At 46.5% G+C, this 22,227-nt stretch carries 15 protein-coding genes and 1 tRNA gene; 11 read left to right on the top strand and 5 right to left on the bottom strand.

Features of this window, described 5'->3' with window-relative positions:
- Positions 1-141: 141 nt before the first annotated feature.
- The 9 genes from QUA36_RS18090 to QUA36_RS18130 all read left to right on the top strand — a co-directional run bounded on the left by QUA36_RS18090 (position 142) and on the right by QUA36_RS18130 (position 10,600).
- Positions 142-624, top strand: coding sequence for a Uma2 family endonuclease (locus QUA36_RS18090; RefSeq protein ID WP_333456478.1), 483 nt, complete (start codon positions 142-144; stop codon positions 622-624).
- Positions 625-809: 185 nt separating this feature from the next.
- Positions 810-1,913 carry a tetratricopeptide repeat protein gene (locus QUA36_RS18095; RefSeq protein ID WP_333458609.1) on the top strand — a complete coding sequence of 368 codons (1,104 nt, stop codon included), beginning with the start codon at positions 810-812 and terminating at the stop codon, positions 1,911-1,913.
- A gap of 145 nt (positions 1,914-2,058) precedes the next feature.
- A complete protein-coding gene (locus tag QUA36_RS18100; RefSeq protein WP_333456474.1) occupies positions 2,059-2,454 on the top strand; it encodes a type II toxin-antitoxin system Phd/YefM family antitoxin in 396 nt (131 codons plus the stop codon).
- A gap of 121 nt (positions 2,455-2,575) precedes the next feature.
- Positions 2,576-3,298, top strand: a complete 723-nt coding sequence (locus QUA36_RS18105; RefSeq protein WP_333456472.1) for a Uma2 family endonuclease — start codon at positions 2,576-2,578, stop codon at positions 3,296-3,298.
- Between the two features lie 322 nt (positions 3,299-3,620).
- On the top strand, positions 3,621-4,823 hold the full coding sequence (locus QUA36_RS18110) for a tetratricopeptide repeat protein (protein WP_333458610.1): 1,203 nt from the start codon (positions 3,621-3,623) through the stop codon (positions 4,821-4,823).
- A gap of 79 nt (positions 4,824-4,902) precedes the next feature.
- Positions 4,903-6,426, top strand: a complete 1,524-nt coding sequence (locus QUA36_RS18115) for a carboxypeptidase M32 (RefSeq protein ID WP_333454780.1) — start codon at positions 4,903-4,905, stop codon at positions 6,424-6,426.
- Positions 6,427-6,555: 129 nt separating this feature from the next.
- A complete protein-coding gene (locus QUA36_RS18120; RefSeq protein WP_333458611.1) occupies positions 6,556-8,976 on the top strand; it encodes a sucrose synthase in 2,421 nt (806 codons plus the stop codon).
- A gap of 608 nt (positions 8,977-9,584) precedes the next feature.
- Complete coding sequence (locus QUA36_RS18125; RefSeq protein ID WP_333163540.1) at positions 9,585-10,295, top strand: peptidoglycan-binding protein; 711 nt, start codon at positions 9,585-9,587, stop codon at positions 10,293-10,295.
- Positions 10,296-10,518: 223 nt separating this feature from the next.
- Positions 10,519-10,600 (top strand) — tRNA-Leu (locus tag QUA36_RS18130).
- 205 nt (positions 10,601-10,805) lie between these two features.
- Here the strand turns inward: QUA36_RS18130 and QUA36_RS18135 are convergent.
- From QUA36_RS18135 to QUA36_RS18155, 5 genes are all read right to left on the bottom strand, one after another.
- Complete coding sequence (locus QUA36_RS18135) at positions 10,806-10,961, bottom strand: BrnT family toxin (protein WP_333458644.1); 156 nt, start codon at positions 10,959-10,961, stop codon at positions 10,806-10,808.
- A gap of 403 nt (positions 10,962-11,364) precedes the next feature.
- The gene (locus QUA36_RS18140; protein ID WP_333458612.1) at positions 11,365-12,024 is read right to left on the bottom strand and encodes a transglutaminase family protein; all 660 of its coding nucleotides are present in this window, start codon (positions 12,022-12,024) and stop codon (positions 11,365-11,367) included.
- Entirely contained in the window at positions 12,021-14,333 is a 2,313-nt protein-coding gene (locus QUA36_RS18145) for a DNA phosphorothioation-associated putative methyltransferase (protein WP_333458613.1), read from the bottom strand. The genes QUA36_RS18140 and QUA36_RS18145 overlap by 4 nt, the downstream gene beginning before the upstream one ends.
- Positions 14,334-14,547: 214 nt before the next feature.
- Complete coding sequence (locus QUA36_RS18150; protein WP_333458614.1) at positions 14,548-17,964, bottom strand: response regulator; 3,417 nt, start codon at positions 17,962-17,964, stop codon at positions 14,548-14,550.
- A gap of 124 nt (positions 17,965-18,088) precedes the next feature.
- Positions 18,089-18,520, bottom strand: a complete 432-nt coding sequence (locus QUA36_RS18155) for a response regulator (RefSeq protein ID WP_333163526.1) — start codon at positions 18,518-18,520, stop codon at positions 18,089-18,091.
- 397 nt (positions 18,521-18,917) lie between these two features.
- On the opposite strand from QUA36_RS18155, the gene purC reads away from it, so the two are divergent.
- Positions 18,918-19,646: a phosphoribosylaminoimidazolesuccinocarboxamide synthase gene (gene purC / locus QUA36_RS18160; protein WP_333163524.1), complete on the top strand. Its 729-nt coding sequence runs from the start codon at positions 18,918-18,920 to the stop codon at positions 19,644-19,646.
- Between the two features lie 184 nt (positions 19,647-19,830).
- The gene (locus QUA36_RS18165; RefSeq protein ID WP_333458615.1) at positions 19,831-22,215 is read left to right on the top strand and encodes a BamA/TamA family outer membrane protein; all 2,385 of its coding nucleotides are present in this window, start codon (positions 19,831-19,833) and stop codon (positions 22,213-22,215) included.
- Positions 22,216-22,227 lie beyond the last annotated feature (12 nt).

The raw sequence follows: 22,227 nt of genomic DNA on the forward strand, positions 1-22,227 counted from the left end.
TGCCTATCTTTTTTTAGCACACATTGGCTCAATCCTCACCACCTCTCGGTTTCAGGCTGGTTGTCACCCCCCCAGGCCCGGAAGATAGTCTTTAAGAATTGGTGAACGGAGAGATTGTCAAAATAGCAATTACCAGAAATCATGATTATTGATGAATTTACAGACAGACACTTTTATCAAGAGAGCGATCGCCTGAAACTCAACTATGTAGTAAAACGAGGCATCATGATTAAAACTACCACAAAAGAAGGTACGGAACAAGGACGAGTTCCTGATGTGAGTGTAATTGATCGAACTTTGTGGCGTGCTGAACGCAAAGCTTATGCCGCAGTGGAATCGCCAATTCAGTTAGCTGTCGAGGTAGTATCAACTAATTGGGAAGATGATTATGTTGATAAACTTGATGAATATGAACGTTTGGGCATTGCTGAATCCTGGATTATTGATTATTTAGCAATTGGAAAAAGAGAGTATTTGGGAAACCCTAAAATTCCGACGGTATTTGTGTTTTATCTAAATGCTGAAGGCAAATATCACCGCACTCTGTTTCAAGGTGACGAACAAATTGTTTCGCCTACTTTTCCAGAATTAGTCTTGACGGCGGATCGGGTATTATTAGCTTAGTGGTAGGGTGTGTTGCCATGAAAAATTCTTAACTAAATTTCGACAATCTCATAGCGACGCACCTGATAAAATAGTGATTGTAAGGTGCGTCAGTGCCGAAGATTTTAACCACTTACTCAAGGATTTCTCCCTGATGCACCCTACGTTTATACTTGGAAAAATGAGAGTTTGATGAAGAGGAATAAATGATGAATATAGAAAATAAACAAACTTTAAATTCCCAACAAAAACAGGAATTGGTAATAATTCAAATTTTGATTAATCTAGAGGGACAAACGCCAGAACAAAAAGCCGAATTGTTTTTTTTACAAGGTGTATTGTATGAATCTGCTCAAGAATATACAGAGGCGATCGCCTCCTACGACAAAGCCTTAGAAATTAAACCAGACTATCACGAATCCTGGAACTATCGGGGCGTTGCACTGGTTAATTTAGGCAGATTGTCAGAAGCGATAGCCGACTACGACAAAGCCTTAGAAATCAAACCAAATTATCACGAAGCCTGGCACAATCGGGGCAATGCACTGGTTAATTTAGGCAGATTGTCAGAAGCGATCGCCTCCTGCGACAAAGCCTTAGAAATCAAACCAGATAAACACGAATCCTGGTACAATCGGGGCATTGCACTGGATGATTTAGGCAGATTTGAAGAGGAGATAGCCTCCTACGACAAAGCCTTAGAAATCAAACCAAATTATCACGAAGCCTGGAACAATCGGGGCATTGCACTGTATAATTTAGGCAGATTGTCAGAAGCAATAGCCGACTACGACAAAGCCTTAGAAATCAAACCAGATTATCACGAAGCCTGGAACAATCGGGGTGTTGTACTGGGTTATTTAGGCAGATTTGAAGAGGAGATAGCCTCCTACGACAAAGCCTTAGCAATCAAACCAAATCAACACGAAGCCTGGAACAATCGGGGCATTGCACTGTATAATTTAGGCAGATTGTCAGAAGCAATACCCGACTACGACAAAGCCTTAGAAATCAAACCAGATTATCACGAAGCCTGGTACAATCGGGGCTCTGCAATGATTAATTTAGGAAGATTGGAAGAAGCGATCGCCTCCTGCGACAAAGCCTTAGAATTCAAAGCAGATTATCACCCAGCATTTTATAATAAAGCTTGCTGCTATGCGTTACACAGTCAGATTGACCAAGCGATTCAGAATTTGCAGCAAGCCATCAATCTGAATCCTGACAAATACCGAGAAATGGCAAAAACTAACTCGGATTTTGACAGCATTCGATCGCATACTCGGTTTCAAGCCTTGATTCAAGAATAGGAATTTGCCCTTGGGCGGGGCGGGTTTATGAAATTATCAATTTTTGGCAATTATTGTTGGTATAAACCGCCCCTACAGCATCAAAAAACTTTTAAACGAAGCTAAGGGACACGATATAATAGGATAATTAATAGGGAGGTAAAAGATGACTCAACTAAATGTCAATCTAACCAATGACAAATTTCCCGAACTCATTGCCCATGTCGAGGATACTGGAGAACGAATTGTCATAGAACAGGAAGGAAGAGCGATGGCTGCTATCATTACTTATGCCGATCTGAAGCGACTAGAAGCACTAGAAGCCGCCCTAATTAACAAAGCAAAACTCGAAGAATATGAATGGCTAAAAGCTGCGATCGCAAATCCAGCTTTTGATTCTCTGAGAGACTCAGCGGAAGATATCTACACTTTAGCTGATGGCGTGCCATTCCACGACTCAGAATGGATTAAAACAGTAGCGATCGCTCCTAATTTTGGTTCGATTATCGACTCCGAAGAAAACATTTATACTATAGCTGACGGTAAACCATATCTAGCTTAAATATCTCCCTTATTTCTTAGTCCGCGCAGGCGGACTTGGTTTGTGTAGACGCGGTTTCAACCGCCGACTTATCTGAATAAATAGTACAATTAAACTTAGATACTTCTCGGAGACAACGACTATGCAAGTCACAACCCAAGAAATCATTTATCCTTCCAGCGACGGTCAACCAATGGCAGAAAGCACAATTCAATATGAATTAATTGTCAAAATCAAAGAAGGTTGCGAATCGCTGTTTAAAGATGACCCAAACGTTTTTGTAGCTGCCGATTTACTATGGTATCCGGTTGAGGGTAAACCTGAAATTTCTCAAGCACCTGATACGATGGTGATATTTGGGAGGCCAAAGGGCGCTCGCCCTTCCTACATACAACATCGAGAGGATAATATTGGCCCTCAAGTCGTTTTTGAGATTCGCTCCCATAACGACAGCAACACTAAAATGAATAAAAAACTTTCATTTTACCAGCGTTATGGAGTGGAGGAGTATTACCTTTACGATCCACAAAGAAATGAACTGGAAGGTTGGCAAAGAATTGAGGGAAATTTAGAAGTTATTGAGCCGATGGAGGGATGGATTAGTCCGAGATTAGGTGTGCGATTTGAGTTGGGAGAAGATGGGTTAGAAATTTATCGACCTAATGGACAAAAGTTTCTTTCCTATGCGGAATTAGAAGAAGAGAGATTATTAGATCGTCAGCGCCTACAACAAGAGTCTCAAAGAGCCGAACAAGCCAATCAAAGGGCAGAACAAGCAGACCAAAGAGCAGAACAAGCAGACCAAAAAGCTCAACGTTTAGCAGCTAAACTGCGCGAATTAAACATCGATCCAGATAGCATTTAACCCCGAATAAATGCTCATAAGCCCGGTTTGTTTGAAAAAGCTGGTTTCTGGCGATCGCGGTTATTTGTGGTTTTAACGTAATCCTGTCAGCCCGATCGCCCTTTCCTCTTTTCTACGCAGTCATATAAAAAAAATAGTATTAATCTATACCTACAAATCCCCGATGTAGGATTATATTGAAAAAAATTGAAAAAGTTCCCAAAATCCTGTAAAATTGCTATAAATAACCAAATAATATCGATCGAAAGCACTCACAGGCAAAAAAGATCGCATATAAAAAAGAAAAGTATCAACTAGAAAGAAAATAAAGAGGTGAAACCCCTTGCAAAAATTAGCCAGCATAGAAAAGCCGATCGACTCAGGGGAAAAATCCATAGCAGTCAATACCCAAAAGGCTCAAACATTGTACGAACGTGGCAACGCCCTAGAAGCAATGGGACGATTCCAAGCTGCGATCGAATCTTGGGAAGAAGCGATCGAACTTGAACCAAAATTTTATGAAGCCTGGTACAACCAAGGCGTAGCCCTCAAAAAATTGGGCAAGCTAGAAGAAGCGATCGCAGCCTACAACCAATCCCTAAAAATCAAACCCAACAATCCCGAAGCGTGGTATAATCGCGCCAACGTTTTGCGGAAGCTCAACAGACTCTCAGAAGCGATCGCATCCTACGAAAAGGCGATCGAACTCAACCCCAGCTACCCCGAAGCCTGGACGAACCGCGGCAACACCCTCGTCAGCTTAGAGAAATTATCAGAAGCGATCGCCTCCTACGAGAAAGCTATAGCCATCAAACCAGACTACTGCGAAGCTTGGTACAACAAAGCATTTGCCCTGAGAAAGTCCGACCAAAATACAGCGGCGATCGCCTCTTACGACAAAGCGATCGAACTCAAACCAAACTTGCATCAAGCCTGGTACAACCGCGGCTTAGCCCTAGCCGATGAAAAACTCTACCCGGAAGCCGTCGCCTCCTACGACAAAACCCTGCAACTGCGGCCGAATTCCGCCGAAGCCTGGAACAAACGCGGCACGGCGATCGCACAAATGGGAGAATTTGAAGAAGCGATCGCATCCTGGGACAAAGGCCTCGCACTCAAGCCAAACGACAGCGAAACCTTTTACAACCGTGGCTTAGCCTTAGCTAACTTACAACGCTTTGAAGAAGCAATAGCCTCTTGGGACAAAACCGTAGAGTTGCAGCCAGACAACACCGAAGCCTGGTACAACCGCGCCATAGCCCTCAAAAAAATTCAACGATTTACCGACGCGATCGCCTCCTACGATAAAATCATCGCACTCAACCCCGACGATCCAAACCTGTACTATCAAAAAGCTTGCCTTTACGCCCAGGAAAAAGCAGCAGGCGAACTCACAAACAGCCCCGAACTTGTAGCCACCAGTCTCGCGCTGGCGATCGAAAACTTATCCAGGGCGATCGAACTCAATCCGCAGAAATACCGGAAATTGTGCAAAAATGACTCTAAATTGCTTACAATACGGGAAGAAGTGCGGTTTTTAGCTTGATTTCAGGGTAGCTATGATTGATGGATACGGATGCCGCACTGCAACCTTTGTAGGCAAAACAGCACCATAAAGCCCAATCATGCAAACCCTAGACAAAACTCAAGCAAAATTCGCTCAACTGGCAGCCCATCTCAGAGAAGTTAACGACATCGAATCAGCCTCGTCGCTGCTGCATTGGGATCAATCCACTTATATGCCCCCCAAAGGTGCAAGTGCCAGAGGCCGCCAGTTGGCTACTCTCAAACAAATATCCCACGAAAAATTTACCGATCCAAAAATAGGTGAACTCCTAGAAGACTTGCGTTTCTACGAACAAACTCTCCCCTACGACTCCACCGCAGCCAGCCTGATCCGCATAGCCCGCAGAGACTACGATCGCGCCGCCAGAGTCCCCGCAACCTTCATGTCCGCACTCTGCCGCCACCAAGCCGACAGCTACGAGGCTTGGGCAGCGGCTAGGGCAGCCAACAATTTCGCAGCCGTTGAGCCGTATCTCGAAAAAACCCTAGAATTAAGCAGGCAATACGCCGAGTTTTTCCCCGGCTACGAACACATCGCCGATCCTTTGATCGATCGTAGCGACTACGGCATGAAAGTATCCCTGCTGCGCCCGCTTTTCGCCCAACTGCGTCAAGAATTAGTGCCGATAGTCGAAGCCATCACCTCGCAACCTCCCGCCGACGACTCCTGCTTGCACCAAGACTTCCCCGAATTCCAACAACTAGAATTCACTCGCAAAGTTGTAGAACGCATGGGGTTCGACTTCCAACGGGGACGGCAAGATACCACCCTGCACCCGTTCATGACCAACTTTTCTATAGACGACGTGCGAATTACCACCCGCGTCTACGAAGACCACCTGGATCAAGCACTCTTCAGCAGTATTCACGAAGCCGGACACGCCCTCTACGAACTCGGAAATTCCCCGGAATTTGAAGGCACGCTTCTGGCTGGTGGCATTTCCTCCGGCGTGCACGAAAGTCAATCGCGACTTTGGGAAAATCTGGTCGGGCGCAGCCGCGGTTTTTGGGAATGTTTCTACCCGCAACTCCAAGGCATATTTTTGCGACAGTTGGGACACGTATCCACAGACGCATTTTACCGGGCAATTAACAAAGTCTCGCGATCGCTCATCCGCACCGACGCCGACGAAGTAACCTACAATCTCCACGTCGCCATCCGCTTTGACCTAGAATTGGCAATGGTAGAGGGAAAACTAGCAGTGCGAGACCTCCCCGAAGCCTGGAACGAACGCTATAAAACCGACCTCGGCGTTGTCCCCGCCACCGACAGCGAAGGCGCGATGCAAGATGTTCACTGGTATGTTGGTACGATCGGCGGAATGTTCCAAGGTTACACCCTCGGCAACTTGATGAGCGCCCAATTCTACGAAACAGCAGTAAAAATCAATCCTGAAATTCCCGTAGAAATAGAACAGGGCAATTTTAGCGTACTCCACGACTGGCTAAAACAAAATATCTACCAGCACGGCCGCAAATACACTGCTGTCGAATTGATCGATCGCGTTACAGGTTCACCTTTAACTATCGATCCCTTTATCCGTTACATTCGCCATAAATACGGGGAGTTTTATGTCATTTGAGGGATAGCAACTTCACTTTGCAGACTTTAAAATTACAAAAAAAGTAGCCGCTTAAAAAAAAGGGCGATACTGTTTGAGTATCGCCTAATTTCGCAGCGGAAATCAAAAGTCTTAGATAAGGGAGTATGTATGTCTGAACTCTTTCAGGCTGTTATCGCCAGCGACGAAAAAACCGACTTACGTCAGTTTGTCAGCGATTTGCGCGCATTGGGAAACAAATATTTACTGCGAAACGACATAGTTAACGCTTTTGCCGCCTACTGCACCAAATACGAAAAGCCCGAACAGTTCCATCAATCTTCTCTTTTAAGCAAACTGATTTACTACGTTCAGGAAATTCTTCTCGAAGATGGCAGCTTTTGCGTCTTGCTGCGACCAAAAATTGCTAGTATGGAAATAGTGCGAGTGGCAGACGACTTGACTGTTGAGCAGATGACAGTGCAAGAATTGCTCGACGTGCGCGATCGCTACGTCAACCATTTTCATCCCCAAGAAGGCGACATCCTCGAACTAGATTTCGGCCCTTTTTACGATTATTCCCCCACAATTCGCGACCCCAAAAACATCGGCAAAGGAGTGCAATTCCTCAACCGATACCTGTCCAGCAAACTGTTTCAAGATCCCAGACAGTGGCAAGAAAATCTATTTAATTTCTTGGGTCTTCACCGCTACAACGGCGTACAATTACTAATTAATGAGCGCATAAAATCCCAAGAACAACTTTCAGAACAAGTCAAAAAAGCCCTCACCTTTGTCGGCGATCTTTCTGAAGAAGAACCCTACGAGAGATTTCGATTGGTTCTGCAAATGATGGGTTTCGAGGCAGGTTGGGGAAATACTGCCGCCCGCGTGCAAGAAACCCTAGGAATTCTTGACGAATTAATTGATTCCCCCGATCCGCAAACCCTAGAAGCATTTATTTCTCGCATCCCGATGATTTTCAAAATCGTCCTAGTTTCTCCTCACGGCTGGTTTGGCCAAGAAGGAGTTTTGGGGCGACCGGATACGGGAGGTCAGGTAGTTTATGTCCTTGATCAAGCCAAGAGTTTAGAGAAACAACTGCAAGAAGACATTCATCTTGCCGGTCTCGATAGTTTAGGAGTCAAACCTAAAGTAATTATTCTCACCAGGTTAATTCCTAACAGCGACGGCACGCGCTGTAACCAACGTTTGGAAAAAGTTCACGGCACAGAAAATGCTTGGATTTTGCGGGTTCCCTTCCGCGAATTCAATCCGAAACTGACTCAAAATTGGATTTCTAGATTTGAGATTTGGCCTTATTTGGAAACTTACGCTATCGATGCAGAAAAAGAACTGTTGGCTGAGTTTCAGGGCAAGCCCGATTTAATTGTCGGTAACTATTCCGACGGGAACTTGGTAGCGTTTTTGCTGTCTCGCAAACTCAAAGTTACTCAGTGCAATATTGCCCATGCGCTGGAAAAATCTAAATATTTGTTCAGCAATCTCTACTGGCAAGAATCAGAGGAAAAGTACCATTTTTCGCTGCAATTTACTGCCGATATAATTGCCATGAATGCAGCTAATTGTATTGTCAGCAGCACCTATCAAGAGATTGTGGGCCAACCCGATAGTGTGGGTCAGTACGAATCTTACCATTGTTTTACGATGCCGGATTTGTACCACGTCGTGAACGGGATTGAACTGTTCAGCCCTAAATTTAACGTCGTGCCGCCGGGAGTTAACGAAAGTGTGTACTTTCCCTACACGCGGATCGAAGACCGGGTGCAAGGCGATCGCGATCGACTCAACGAATTGCTGTTTACTCTAGAAGACCCCGAACAAGTCTTTGGAACACTCGACGATCCGCACAAGCGCCCTTTATTTTCGATGGCGCGGCTCGATCGCATTAAAAACATGACAGGCTTAGCAGAATTGTTTGGAAAAAGCCAGGAACTGCAAGAAAAATGCAACTTAATTCTAGTAGCTGGCAAACTGCGGGTCGAAGAAACCGAAGACTACGAAGAAGCAGAAGAAATTAAAAAGCTCTACGCAATTATCGACCAATACAACCTTCACGGTAAAATTCGCTGGTTGGGAGTGAGGCTTTCCAAAAGCCTGTCCGGCGAAATCTACCGGGTAATCGCCGACGCCCAAGGTATATTTGTTCAGCCAGCATTATTTGAAGCTTTCGGCTTGACAATTCTCGAAGCAATGATTACCGGTATTCCCACTTTCGGGACACAGTTTGGCGGCCCGCTGGAAATTATTCAAGATGGGGTAAATGGGTTTTATATCAACCCGACTAACCACCAGGAGACTGCCCAAAAAATTCTAGATTTTTTATCGAAATGCGAACAAAATCCCAACTCTTGGTATGAAATTTCAACGCGAGGGATTGACCGAGTTTACAGCACCTATACCTGGAAAATTCACACGACCAAGCTGCTGACGCTGGCGCGGACTTACGGTTTTTGGAACTACTCGTCCAAGGAAAACCGCGAAGATATGCTCCGCTACATAGAGTCGCTGTTTTATCTGATTTACAAGCCGAAAGCGAAGGCTTTATTAGCAGAACACGCGAACCGATAAATGCCGAGTTTTGCTTTTTATATCAAATCCATTGGTATCGGAATTATTCTTCTCTTCCCTTTCTCTGTATCCTCTGCGTCAAAAGGGGTTTAATAATTCCGATCCAACCGAAATTTATATTACGGGGGGATAGAAGGAAAAAACTTCGCCTTTGATAGATCAACTTTGTACAAAATATGCCTGTAAAGATTTGTGAATGACGGCAGGTTTTGTACCATAAGACTGAGGCTAAAAGACGTGGTTTATACGAAAATATGTGCTTTGGTAACGAAACATCTCGGAATCAACCGGGTTTATTAGGAATAGTGCGAATCGGCCCCTACTTCTAAGACGTAACTTCTGAGTGCTGGTGTCCCGATTGCCGAAATTCTAGAGACCGGGGCAGATATCGCAACCGCGCCAGACGCTTAGAACCTTCTTAATGGCTCCAACCAATACGGTCTATTACCCCTTCCCTCGGACTTCTTGTTACCCGATCGCGAAGTAGAAGGATCTTCTTCCTTCTTGCTTCTGCTATATGTCTCAGAAAGCTGTCCGGGTAATACAATTAGATTTAGAAACATGAAAACAGCGAAACCTTGTCAAACCTCACTAACAGGATGAAATTTATGCGTGTGACTACTGTTACGATTTTCAGCTTGATTGCTCTGCTAGCTCCCGGCTTAACCCGAAAGGCCACTGCTGCTTTCGACTCCGAACCCTTGGTGCAGGAACAGTACCGCAGAGACTTTACGGCTCCCGCCGATCCGGGTGCGTCAGCATCGCCCGAAGGAAATTCCCAAGGAGATATGTTTAACAAGCCTTTTTACGCGGGCGAGCAGGCGCCAGTGAAAAAGGAAAAAACTATCTCGGCGGGAGCTGACGGGCCAGAAGTTGCCGCCATACAGCAGCGCTTGCAGGTGCACAGTTTCAAGGTGGGGACGATCGACGGTACCTATGGCTCTCGCACTACATCGGCGGTTCGTGCTTTTCAGCAGTCTAAGGGTTTGAACGCAGATGGCATTGTGGATAAAGAAACTTGGACAGCTTTAGCAGCAGATCCGGCATCAGCTTCTGAAACTGTGCAGAGCAATGCTCCAATTCTGAGCAATGCTGCTGTTCCCGGCAATCCTCCAACTCTTCTAAATAAAGGCGCTGTCGGTTCCAAGGTGAAGACGCTACAGGTGCGTTTGGAAATGCAGGGTTACGATCCGGGCCCGATCGACGGCATTTTTGGCGCTCGCACTGCTACGGCTGTCAAGAGCTTTCAGGAGAATAAGGGTTTGACCGCTAGCGGCATGGTGGACGAAACAACCTGGAAATCGCTCGGCCAAAAGTAAGTGACAAGTGAAAAAAACGGAAAATTGCTGTGGCGATAACTCATGATTGAACCCGGTGTCCCAAAATGACCGGGTTTCTCGATGTTGATCGATCGAGCAATTTGGTCATAAGCCGGCGGATTTATCAGTGGGTCGCTTTGTTTAATCTAAAATCTAAAATCTAAAATCTAAAATCGATTGACCGATCGCTCTGTTGTGTGCTATAGTATGTAAATGTCTAAATGCGGATATGGCGGAATTGGCAGACGCGCCAGATTTAGGTTCTGGTTCCGAGAGGAGTGAAGGTTCAAGTCCTTTTATCCGCACTACTCTTAATGCTTTGTACATCAATAGTTTCAGGTGTCGAGCGTCAAATAATTTGTCAAACGGACAGCAATCTGTCAACGCGGACAAATAATTTGACACTCGACAAATGGTGCTACTTTCTTTAGATCTTCCACAACATCTTCCGGCATACGGATCGTCACGCTAGTCATTGGACGGTTTCGATCTAATCGCTGCTTTAATGCTTCAACCTTGATACTCTGCCCTCTCCTGACGAGTTGCTTTACGTGCTGAGATAATCCGAATGGCATTTTCTTCACGCTCAATGTGAACCACATACAGTAGATTCCACCGACTACCTAGCCCAATCACCACCACGCGCTTCCTCATTGCGGCTGGCATCAACGACAACTAGAAATGGGTCACAGAAGGATTCAGCAGTTTGTTGAAAAGTAACCTCATCATGATTTGTGGGATTAATCTGCGCTTTTGAGTCGTCCCATACGAAGGTAATGCCATTGAACACGAAGTATACATTCAGGCTCCCTAGTATCGGTAAAATGTATTTACAATGTCAATGCGTTATTCACAAAAAACGATGGTTTTCAAACTACTGCCACAGCCTGTGCTGCTTATTGGGGCATTTCACTTGTGTTTTTCCATGAACACGAACGACAGGAGTTTGTTTATTTTTTCACTATTGAATAGCTTGTATCCGAGCCGCTCATAAAGACGAATGTTGCGACTCTTTTGCCGGTGAACAATTCAAAACGCTGCGCCTGCTCAAAGCAGGATTCGATGTGTATCATAATAGCAAACCATAACTCTTCGCGGACTCCAACGAAATGTCTGGGAGATTACAAAGCATATCATCCCATGTCTTCTGTGCTTGCAGTGCTTCTATAACGACTTGAAGCGGCTCTGAGAATATGGCTGGAAAATCTGCCTCTTCGGAAAACTGAATCTTAAACGCTAACTGTTCTTGAGGTGGAGTGAACTGAGCGTTGACTGCTTCTTTGTTACCTCTTGCATCAACTCGATACCAACCAACTTCAGGTAAATGGATGGCATTGAAACCGTGCAAACTATACGGCGCACCCTTGTCATCAATACTCAACCGCTGGTAGCAAAGACCTGCTGGAATTTCATTTGCCCTTAGTAACGCTGCTAACAAGTGACTTTTCGCATAGCAATACCCTGTTTTGTGCTGAAGTACATCTGAAGCTCTACAGGTTACAGGACTCATTTGATAGTCATAACTGTGACGAATTTCATCTCGCACCCACTCAAAGCAAGCCTTAGCTATCGCCGTTGGTGTCTCATATCCCGATGCGATTTGTTTAGCACATCCCATAATTTCAGGATGCTGCCAATCAATAACTTCACTCACTTTCAAGTATTCTTCCATGTCAACCGCTAGGAACGCTACAGCCTCAATTGTAAACACCTTACCAACTAATTTCAACTGTGTTCGCTACTAACCTTTTCATCCTCTGTTCCCTCTAAGTTTTCTGGGGTTAGTTCACTCTTTCCTGGATTCAACTCAATCTTTTTATGCTGACGTTCGGACGCTGCTTTTTGCAGCCTTTTCAACTTTTCTGGGTCAGCATTCGATCGCCAAAACAACTTATGATCCTTAATTTTAACGCAATTTTCCTCCAAACACTTCATCCATTCCCGATGTTTCTTAACTGCGCCACCATCTAGAATACCTAACTTTTCTTCTTGGCGGGTGAGTTTGGCAAACTTGTCATAATGGGGATAACTAGCAGTAACAAAAGCTTCTTTTCTTACTAAAATTGGTGGATTATACACATCAGAATAGTCTTGATAGCTCACAGAAAGGTCGCGCAAGTCTATGTGCATAGAAGTGTGAAGGGCGGGATGCGGGTTAGTGTCAAAATCGGGATAGAATAAATAGGAAATCTGAGGTTTGCGAGCGTGAAATTTGATGATTGTAGCGCCGTCAAGCCTGCCAATCGTGCGGTTGGCGCAGCCTTCGTAGAGTCGCAGCAAAGGGTCAAGTTCTTCTAATGCAGAGACGTGCACTGACAGGGAACCGGGCTGCTTGTAGCCGATCGCACTATCTTCGCAGCAATCCGCAACAATATCAGCTTTGCCCAAACTGTATAGCATTAAATCAGCCAAAGTGCAAGCTTTTTGATAATTGTCAAACAAACCTTTGATGTCATTGCGGATTTGAGCCGGGAGTCGGCGCATTGAAGGCCGCTCGCCCAAACCATTGAGAGCGAGATATACTAGCAAATCCTGGCGGCGCTTGTCGGCGATTGTCTCCCAATCATCCGCATCCGTTGCTTGCAAAATCACCCTCCAAGCGCGATTAAAACTGTGAAATTCCCCCTTAATCGCCGATTCTTCCGCTAGTTCGCCTTTAACCGGAAGGCGGCCCCGATCGCTCACAAAAGCCATCAAAGGAGCCAACATTTCCGCATAATCCTCAAACCGCTTAACTTGCGATCGCACTCTGGGAGTCGATAAGTGCGATCGAAACCGAGAAGCACGAAAACCTTCACCCTCCGCAGCATCTCGAAATACAAAATAAATCCCCAAAGCCACAGGAATTGCATCAACATTCAAAACTTGGTCAATATAAACCTTCAACTCTTCTTGTTCGTAATACTTCTGAAAAGTATTCCGAGAAGTAATCACCCCATCCCCGTAAGCAATTTGACCTCGATCACTATCGTCAATCAAAACCTGAGCCGCCACAACTAATAAATTCTTAGTTAATTCCCAAGCATTCAGCAAAGCTTCTCGTCGTTCCGCCAAAGATTCAATGACATTAATCACATAACCAATATTCACAACATCAGCACAAATTCGCGGAGTATCCGGCTGATAGTATGGGTCCCAACCAGAAATAGCATAACCCTCTTGTGCAATATATTTAACATCCCCACCGTAACCGCAACCGTAATCAAAAAAAGTCGCCCCGTCTCTCACTAAATCAGCTTCTAAAACCAGACGCAGAGGTTTAGAAAGCGAATTGCGTACCATTGCAGCTTTGTGCCGCTCGATCTTAGGAATTGATACCTCGCTATTCTCCTGTTTCAAACGCTCGACAACAGTATGATCTTGGATTTCTACGCCGCAATATCCCAAGTATTTGAGCCAACCGTCGCGAGTGCCGATAACGCTAGTATTGTCAAGCAGCCCCCACTTTTCCTCGCTGCGAGTCAGCCTGGAAAACTTTTCGTAATGGGGATAATCCGCAGCTACAAAAGTTTCCTTACGGTGCAAAACCGGCGGATTTTCGCTGTTGCTGTAATCAAAACATTTAACTTCCCCCGTTGCTAGATTAATCTGGATGCTGGTTTGCAAAGCAGGATGAGCATCTGTATCGAAATCAGGGTAAAAAAGATAAGATATTTTAGGTTGATGGAGTGAAATTTTAACTAAAGTTGCTTCATCAATATTTTCCAGAGTGCGTCTGGCACAATTTTCGTAGATTCCGAGGACAGGGCTGAGTGTCTGCAAAGCGGAAACGTGAACGTAAAAAGCCGTCGGTAATTTTTTTCCCACCTTGCTGTCGCGACAGCAGCGAGCCACCTTTGCTAGGAGATTGTCAACACATAAATTATTGATATCATCGAGCGAGTACGGCACAGCATTTGCAGAATCTTGCTCAGAGATAGCCTCTTTTTCATACAAGAAAACTTCCCGAGCAAAAACCATTAAAGGCGTTAGCAGTTTTTCATCATTTTCTAATGAATTGCTATCTAAAAAAGTGTTTGTACTGGTATCGTAATTCATAGCTAAATTAATTATTTTTTTAATTAACCGCAGAGAACGCAGAGGACACGGAGTGAATAACTAAACAAAATTTTCCTATAATTTCTATATGTAGGAAGGATGCACACTCCGTAACGTACCGCTCGCTTTATTTGTTAGTCTTTTAGAGAGGGACTTCGTTTTTGTAATGGGGATTTTAATCACCCACTAATATCGACTCCGAACGAGTAAGATATTAACCAAACATTCGAGTCTCCACAAATTCTTGAACCCGGGCTAAATGACTGGACAAACTCACTAAGATGTTCTCAATCCTCTCAATATTTAACAATTCTACCTCTGGTGGTTCAGATTGAAAGCCTCGCGCTTGATGCTCCAATTGTGCGGCCAAATCAGACATCAGAGCCACTCCCACATTAGCAGAAGTTCCCTTGAGACGGTGTGCTTGATATTCCACAGCTTGCCAATCTTTAGCTTCTAGAGCTAGTTTGGCAGCAGCCAAATCAGCTTGGGCGTCTGCCACAAAAGCTTGCAAAAGTCGCTCTGGCAATTTAATATTAACTCGTCCGAGTTGCTCCAATCTGCTCTTGTCGAACAGTCCGTCGGACTCTCTATGTTCCCAAGTTTGAAGTGCGATCGCCCTTGGTGTCGGCAGAGCCAAAACCTGCGCTTTTTCCACAACTTCTGTATAATTTGTTGCTGATTGAGATTTATTTTCCGAATTAATACTTTTAACTCCATACTTATTTTCACCTTGAACATTTAGGGCTTCATACTTTTTCAGGGCCGTCGCCAAAGCATCTAAATCTACAGGCTTGCTGAGATAATCGTCCATCCCCGCCGCCAGACACTTTTCTCGTTCCCCCGGCATAGCATGAGCAGTTAAAGCCATCACAAAAGTATGCCGATCGCTTCCTTCGATTTCCCTCAACTTTTGCGCCGCTTTGTAGCCGTCAAGTACCGGCATTTGACAGTCCATCAGCACTAAATCATAGCTTTTTTTTGCCAGCAAATCCAGCGCTTCTTGACCGTTGACCACGCAGTCAGCCTGATACCCTAAAACTGCCAACTGTTCGACAAGAACTTGTTGATTTATCGGGTGGTCTTCCGCCACCAAAATTCTCAGCGATGACAGCGAATTGGGAGTAACATATTGAGAATTAACTGGTGGCAATTTGCAAGTATTAGCAGCCTCCACTTTCCCAAAATCTCCCGTTCCCTTCACCGGCGCCTGCAAAGCCTCCTTGAGGCGGCTTGGCCGCACCGGCTCGATCAAATATCCGTTAAAACCCCGACTGCAAAGCGCTTCAGCCTTCGGCTGTTCCCGCAAAGCAGTCATGGCGATTAACGAGCCAACTGTCGAGGTCGATCGCACTTTCCTAGCAAATTCCTCCGCATCCAACTCCGGCATTTGCAAGTCCACAAGCACCACATCCCAGCTTTTTCCCCCCTCCCCCGAATTCTGAGAAATCCCGCCCTGGGCATTGTTCAACCAACTCAAAGCCTCAGCAGCAGTTTCTGCCTCATCGCAGCGGGCCCTCCAACTTTGAGCGAGCGATCGCACTGCTGCCCTCCTCAAAGTGCTTCCAGAGACTACTAACAGCTTCTTTCCCGCAAGTTCGGGATCTTGAGGCTCAACTTGCAACTGTTTTTCCAAAGGTACAGTAAACCAAAAAGTCGAACCGCTGCCTAGCAAACTGCGAACTCCAATCTCGCCACCCATCATGTCCACTAACTGCTTGCAAATAGCCAAACCCAAACCCGTTCCGCCATAAGGCCTAGTAGGAGAATCGTCTACCTGAGAAAAAGATTGGAACAGCTTTGTTTGCCCTTCGGCCGAAATTCCAATACCAGTATCCCGCACCGAAAAGAGCAATCTTGCCCCTTGTCTACCGTCTGCCAGTCGGTTGCCCTGTTTCACAGTTATGTGAACTAGAACTTGACCGCGATCTGTAAATTTTATTGCATTCCCCGTCAAATTCAGCAAAACTTGCTTCAATCGGCCAGAGTCGCCCACCAACTTTCTCGGCACCGAATTGTCAACTAAAATATTCAATTCAATACCTTTTTCCTCTGCCAAATGTGCTATCATTTCTATCACAGACTCAACGCAGCTATCCAAATCAAAATTAGACTTTTCCAGCCGCATTTCTCCAGCTTCAATCTTAGAGAAATCGAGGATATCATTAATAACGTTCAGCAAATGTTCAGCACTGCGGTAAATAGTCTGAGCGCACTCCTCCTGTTTCTGTTCCAGAGGAGCGCGCAGCAGCAACTGAGCCATTGCCAAAACCCCATTCATCGGAGTGCGAATTTCGTGACTCATGTTCGCCAAGAATTGCGACTTCACCCGGCTAGCTTCTAAGGCTGTTTCCCGCGCTTCCACCAACTCATTAATCTTGTCGGCAACCATCACAATTCCCCCGACTTTCTCGTCTGGATCGTACCAAGGGTGAGCAGCCCACCGCAGGTACAGAACAGAGCCGTCGGCTCGTTCCCAGGCATCTTCGCTCACAGAAACTACCTGACCTTTGAGCGCTTGTTGGTACATTACTTTCCAGCGATTCGGTGTATCTGGAAACAATTCGTAATGGCTAAAATTATTCAGAGATGGCAAGTTTAAATTGAATTGACTAACCCATTTTTTAGAGTTAGCCATATAGCGCATTTGTGTATCGAACATCGCCATTGCTACAGGCACGCAAGTAATAATTTGTCTCAGTTGCTGCCGTTCCCTTTCCAGAGCATCTTCCGCCTGTTTCCGCTCAGTAATGTCGCTAATCATACCGGCCATCCGCAGCGGTTTTCCTTGGGAATTCCGTTGAGCTTTTCCCTGAGAAGTACAGTAGCGGTAAAGACCGTTCGAGTGTAGCAGCCGGAATTCTACATTATAGTCTATTTCTTGTTCCAAGTGAGCGGCGATCGCGGCGACAATTCCCTCCTTGTCATCGGGGTGCAGGCGGTTGTATAGAGCGTCTATCGTCCTGCCAAATTGCTTTCGCGACAAACCGATAATTTCCAAAAGGCGATCGTTCCAATAAACCTCATTTTTACTTAAATCCCAATCCCAAATTCCGTCGTTCACTCCCTCTAAAACTAACCTGTACCGTTCCTCACTTTCTTTGAGTTTTTGACTGGTATGAAACGCCTGAAATTCGGCGCGGTAAACCCGCATCGCATTGGACAAACTGCGAGACAAACTTTCGGGAGAAAGCTTATTTTTAGCGATATAATCAGAAGCTCCTGCCTTCATCAATTCCACAGCAATTTGTTCGTCGCCTTGACCTGTGAGTACAATTAAGGGAACTTTCAGCCCAGCTTCTCGTAGATATTTTACCAAACTCAGTCCGTCTCCGTCCGGCAATCCGTAGTCGAGGAATACGCAGTCAAATTTGCACTCAAATATTTGATTTAATAGCAGCCCCTTTTCTGTCTCCTCAACCTCGCTTAAAGGTTGAGATTTATTTTGTTGGGAGAGTTTCGCGGTAGCCTGCATAGAATTTTTACTGACCGAGAGTTGGGCCAGCGCATCCGCGCAGTCTTCTGCTTCTGTAACTTCTGCCGAAACACCAGCGGACTTGAGCGAACGTTTGATCGCCATTCGATCGACTGCATCGTCATCAACTATCAGAATTTTGAGAATTTTGTCCATAACAACCGAATTGTGGATTACTCCGAAAAAGCTGCGGCTTACAAAAAGTAATTAAAATAAATGCCACGCTGAAAAATCACCAAGCTACATTAAAAAATAAATTTTTTATTGAATTTTCCCTCTTTTAGGGAATTTCGCTCAGCATCCAGTATCTGTTTAGGGTAGCCATAACTTCCACAAAGTTAGAAAAAGTAACAGGTTTAAGAATATAGCCCGCTACATTCAAATTATAAGCTTTTACTTTATCTCTATCTTCATTAGAAGTCGTGAGGACGATTACCGGAATCGACCTCAAACATTCATCCTGTCGCAATTCTTGCAAAAACTCGATCCCGCTCATTCTCGGCATATTCAAGTCCAGCAAAATCAACCGACGCGCTTGAGGCATGGGAGGATCGGTTTTTCCTTCTCCCCGCAATATAGATAGAGCTTCTAATCCATTGGCAGCAATGTAGAGGGGGTTGACGATGTTATTTTTTTTGAAAGCTCGCCGGACGTTCATCACATCAACCTCATCATCTTCTACCAAGAGAATATGAATTTTTTTGTCTTGCATAAATCAGCCATTTTATAGATGTTTTTTAAGCGCCTGTCTCGTTGGCGAGGTTTAGTCAGCACGGCTCGCCAACCCAGCAGGTTTAATCTCTATTGTCCTTTGTCAAGAATCATTTATGCCGGGGCCGATGACGGTATCTACCTACAGGTGTACTTGCCCCTCATTCGATTTTAGATTTTAGATTTTAGATTTTGGAGGCGACCCCACGGATAAATGCGGGGGCTTAAGGATTTTAGATTTTAGATTTTGGATTGATTCCACGGATAAATCTGGGGGCTTGTACCCTCAAGAAATTCTTTGTCAGAGAATGAGCGGCACAGCCGAGATCCAAAAACTCGCCAAGAACGCCCGATCGAGCTACTGTAAAATCTAAAACTCATCTACATTATTAATCGCCATGTCAGCCGATCGCAAACTCTACGAAGGCAAAGCCAAAATCCTCTACTCGACCGAAGACAGCGAAATTTTGCTGACCCACTTCAAAGACGACGCCACAGCCTTTAACGCCCAGAAACGCGGCAGCATCGTCGGCAAAGGCGAAATCAACTGCGCCGTATCCGCCCACCTGTTTCGGATGCTAGAAGCCAAAGGCATTCCCACCCACTTCATCGACACGCCGGCCCCCAATCAAATGCGAGTCTGTCGCGTCCAAATCTTGCCATTGGAAGTCGTCGTCAGAAACATTGCCGCCGGCAGTCTTTGCAAGCAAACCGGACTCGCCCTCGGCACAATTGTCAATCCGCCGCTGGTCGAGTTTTATTACAAAAACGACGATTTGGGAGATCCGCTGCTGACCCCCGGCCGGCTCCAGTTAATGCAGCTAGCCACCCCCGAACAAGTAGACCAACTAGAAATCGCCGCCCGCGAAATTAACGAAATACTCAAAGAATTTTTCACCCAGTGTGGCATCACCCTGGTAGACTTCAAACTAGAATTCGGTATCGACCAACATCAAAATCTGATCCTCGCCGACGAAATCAGTCCCGACACCTGCCGCCTCTGGGACAACGCAGAAGCCGACCCCGACGCCCGTGTTATGGACAAAGACCGATTCCGTCGCGATTTAGGATCGGTAGAAACCGCTTACCAGCAAGTTCTCCAACGGGTTCTCGCTCAGAAAGTCTAGAGACCTTGGTAATGCGCTAGAATTGCACAGTTTGTCACCCTTCTCTTTCGATGTCAGCAATCAGCGGTCAACAGTCATCAATTAGCGGTCAGCGCGAAATTCCACCGACTTATATAACTAATGACTAATGACTAATGAATAATGACTAATGTGGTGTGTGGATTGCCCAAAAAAGTGAACAAAAATGCGTTTATCTGCTGTATTGGTGGCAGTTTTTACTGTCTCAGCAACATTCGGGTTATCAAATTCGGCAAGTGGCCAAACATCCTACTCTGAATCAGCAGAGGAAGCTTTGGCTGCCGTTCCGCCCGCCCCGTCGATCGAATTACCCGATCGCCCCATTCCAGAATTAACTGAAAGTCCTCCTCAAAACCGCAAAGCCGCTAAAACCAGCAAAGGGGAAGCCCTAAAAATAGCGGCGGCCCCTGCCAGAGGAGAACCCAACAGCGAACAACCCCCAAGGCTAGTCACAGAGCCGCCCTCCCCGGTTTCACCTCCGAGCCTTCAACTCAAACCAGAGCTAGCATCCAACCCCTCCCCCGCCTCTAGCAGCCAAAACGCGCTGCCAGAGGCGCAACAGGAAAGCTCGCTCCCCCCATCGGAAGCGGCTGTAACGCCCGCCTGGATCGCAGCAGAGCTAGGGAAACCAGAGGAATCCGGGGCGATCGCTCAAAACGCCCAAGTTCCAACAATACCGGCCCCGACGGGACCGCCCACCGACACCGTTCCCCCATTGCCCCCTGGCCCAGCACCGCAGCCCAGACAAACCCCTGCACCCGCCGGGGCGGCTGAACCGCAAGTGCTAGTTGCAGAAGTTACCGTCACCGGGGCGACGGAAGACTTGGAAAGCGAAATTTACCGAGTCATCAGCACCCAGCCGGGACGCACGACCAACCGCAGCCAACTGCAACAAGACATCAACGCCATTTTTGCCACGGGCTTTTTCAGAAACGTGCGGGCAGTACCGGAAGACACCCCGTTGGGCGTCCGGGTGACTTTTATTGTGCAGCCAAATCCGGTGCTGCGGGGAGTGACAATCACCGGTCAGCAAGTGCTGCCCCAAAGCGTAATTGACGAAAGCTTCCGCGATCAATACGGCAAAATTCTCAACCTCCGCCGCTTTGAGGAGGGAGTGAAAAAAATTAATGCCTGGTATCAAGAGAACGGCTATGTTTTGGGCCAAATCACTGATGCCCCGCAAGTAGGAGACGACGGAACTGTCACCCTGGTAGTGGCAGAAGGCCAGATCGAATCCGTTGATGTCCGCTTCCTGAACAAGGAGGGAGAGGCAACAGATGCCACGGGTCAGCCGATCGGAGGCAACACTCGTCAGTTTGTCATCACCCGTGAAGTAGAACTTAAGCCCGGAGACATCTTTAACCGCACCAAGGCGGAAAGAGATTTGAGGCGGGTGTTTGGTTTGGGAATTTTTGAAGACGTGCGACTTGCCTTGGAACCGGGAACGACTGACCCCCGCAAGGCAAGAGTAATTGTTAACGTCATTGAGAAAAATACCGGTTCTCTGGCGGCTGGTGCAGGTTTGAGTTCCGCGACGGGTTTGTTCGGTACGCTGAGTTACCAGCAGCAAAACTTGAGAGGTAGGAACCAGAAATTGGGGGCTGAAGTACAAATCGGGGAACGCCAAACGCTGTTTGACCTGAGTTTTACTGACCCTTGGATTGCGGGCGATCCTTACCGGACTTCTTATACGATTAATGCGTTTAGAAGACGATCAATCAGCGTGATTTTTGACGGTGGCGAACGGGAAGTTAGATTGCCCAACGACGATCGACCCCGCGTCGTCCGCACCGGTGCCGGCATCAATTTCACCCGTCCCCTGGATCGGAATCCTTTTGCCGATTCTGAGTGGACAGCTTCAGTCGGCTTGCAGTACCAGCGAGTCTCAATTACCGATCGCAAAGGCCGGCGCGAGTCCGAGGACGAACTCGGCAACCAGTTGAGTTTTAGCGATTCTGGTTCGGATGACTTGACAACTTTGCAAGCAGGTGCAGTGCGCGATCGGCGCAACGACCCCCTCCGCCCCACTAGCGGTTCCCTGCTCAGATTTGGCATGGAACAATCGATTCCTGTAGGTTCCGGCAGCATCCTCTTAAACCGCCTGCGGGCCAGCTACAGCTTGTACCTACCAGTCAAGTACACTAACTTTACCCCCGGCCCTCAAACCCTGGCATTTAGTGTTAAAGGCGGCACCATATTCGGGGATTTGCCTCCCTATGAAGCCTTTGCCTTGGGCGGCGCCAACTCGGTACGCGGGTACGCCGAAGGCGACCTGGGAGCCGGTCGCAGTTTCCTAGAAGCCAGCGTTGAGTACCGTTTCCCGATTATTTCGTTTATCGGCGGAGCGCTATTTTTGGATGCTGGCACTGACTTGGGTACGGGCAAAGATGTCCCGGGCGACCCGGCCGGTATCCGCGAAAAGCCTGGTAGCGGTTACGGTTACGGCCTCGGCGTGCGGATTCAATCTCCTTTAGGGCCGATCCGGATCGATTACGGTATCAACGACACTGGCGACAATCAAATTCACTTTGGAATTGGTGAGCGATTCTAATTAACGAAGAGT

This window comes from Microcoleus sp. Pol10D4 (assembly GCF_036701555.1).
Classification (GTDB): Bacteria; Cyanobacteriota; Cyanobacteriia; order Cyanobacteriales; family Microcoleaceae; genus Microcoleus.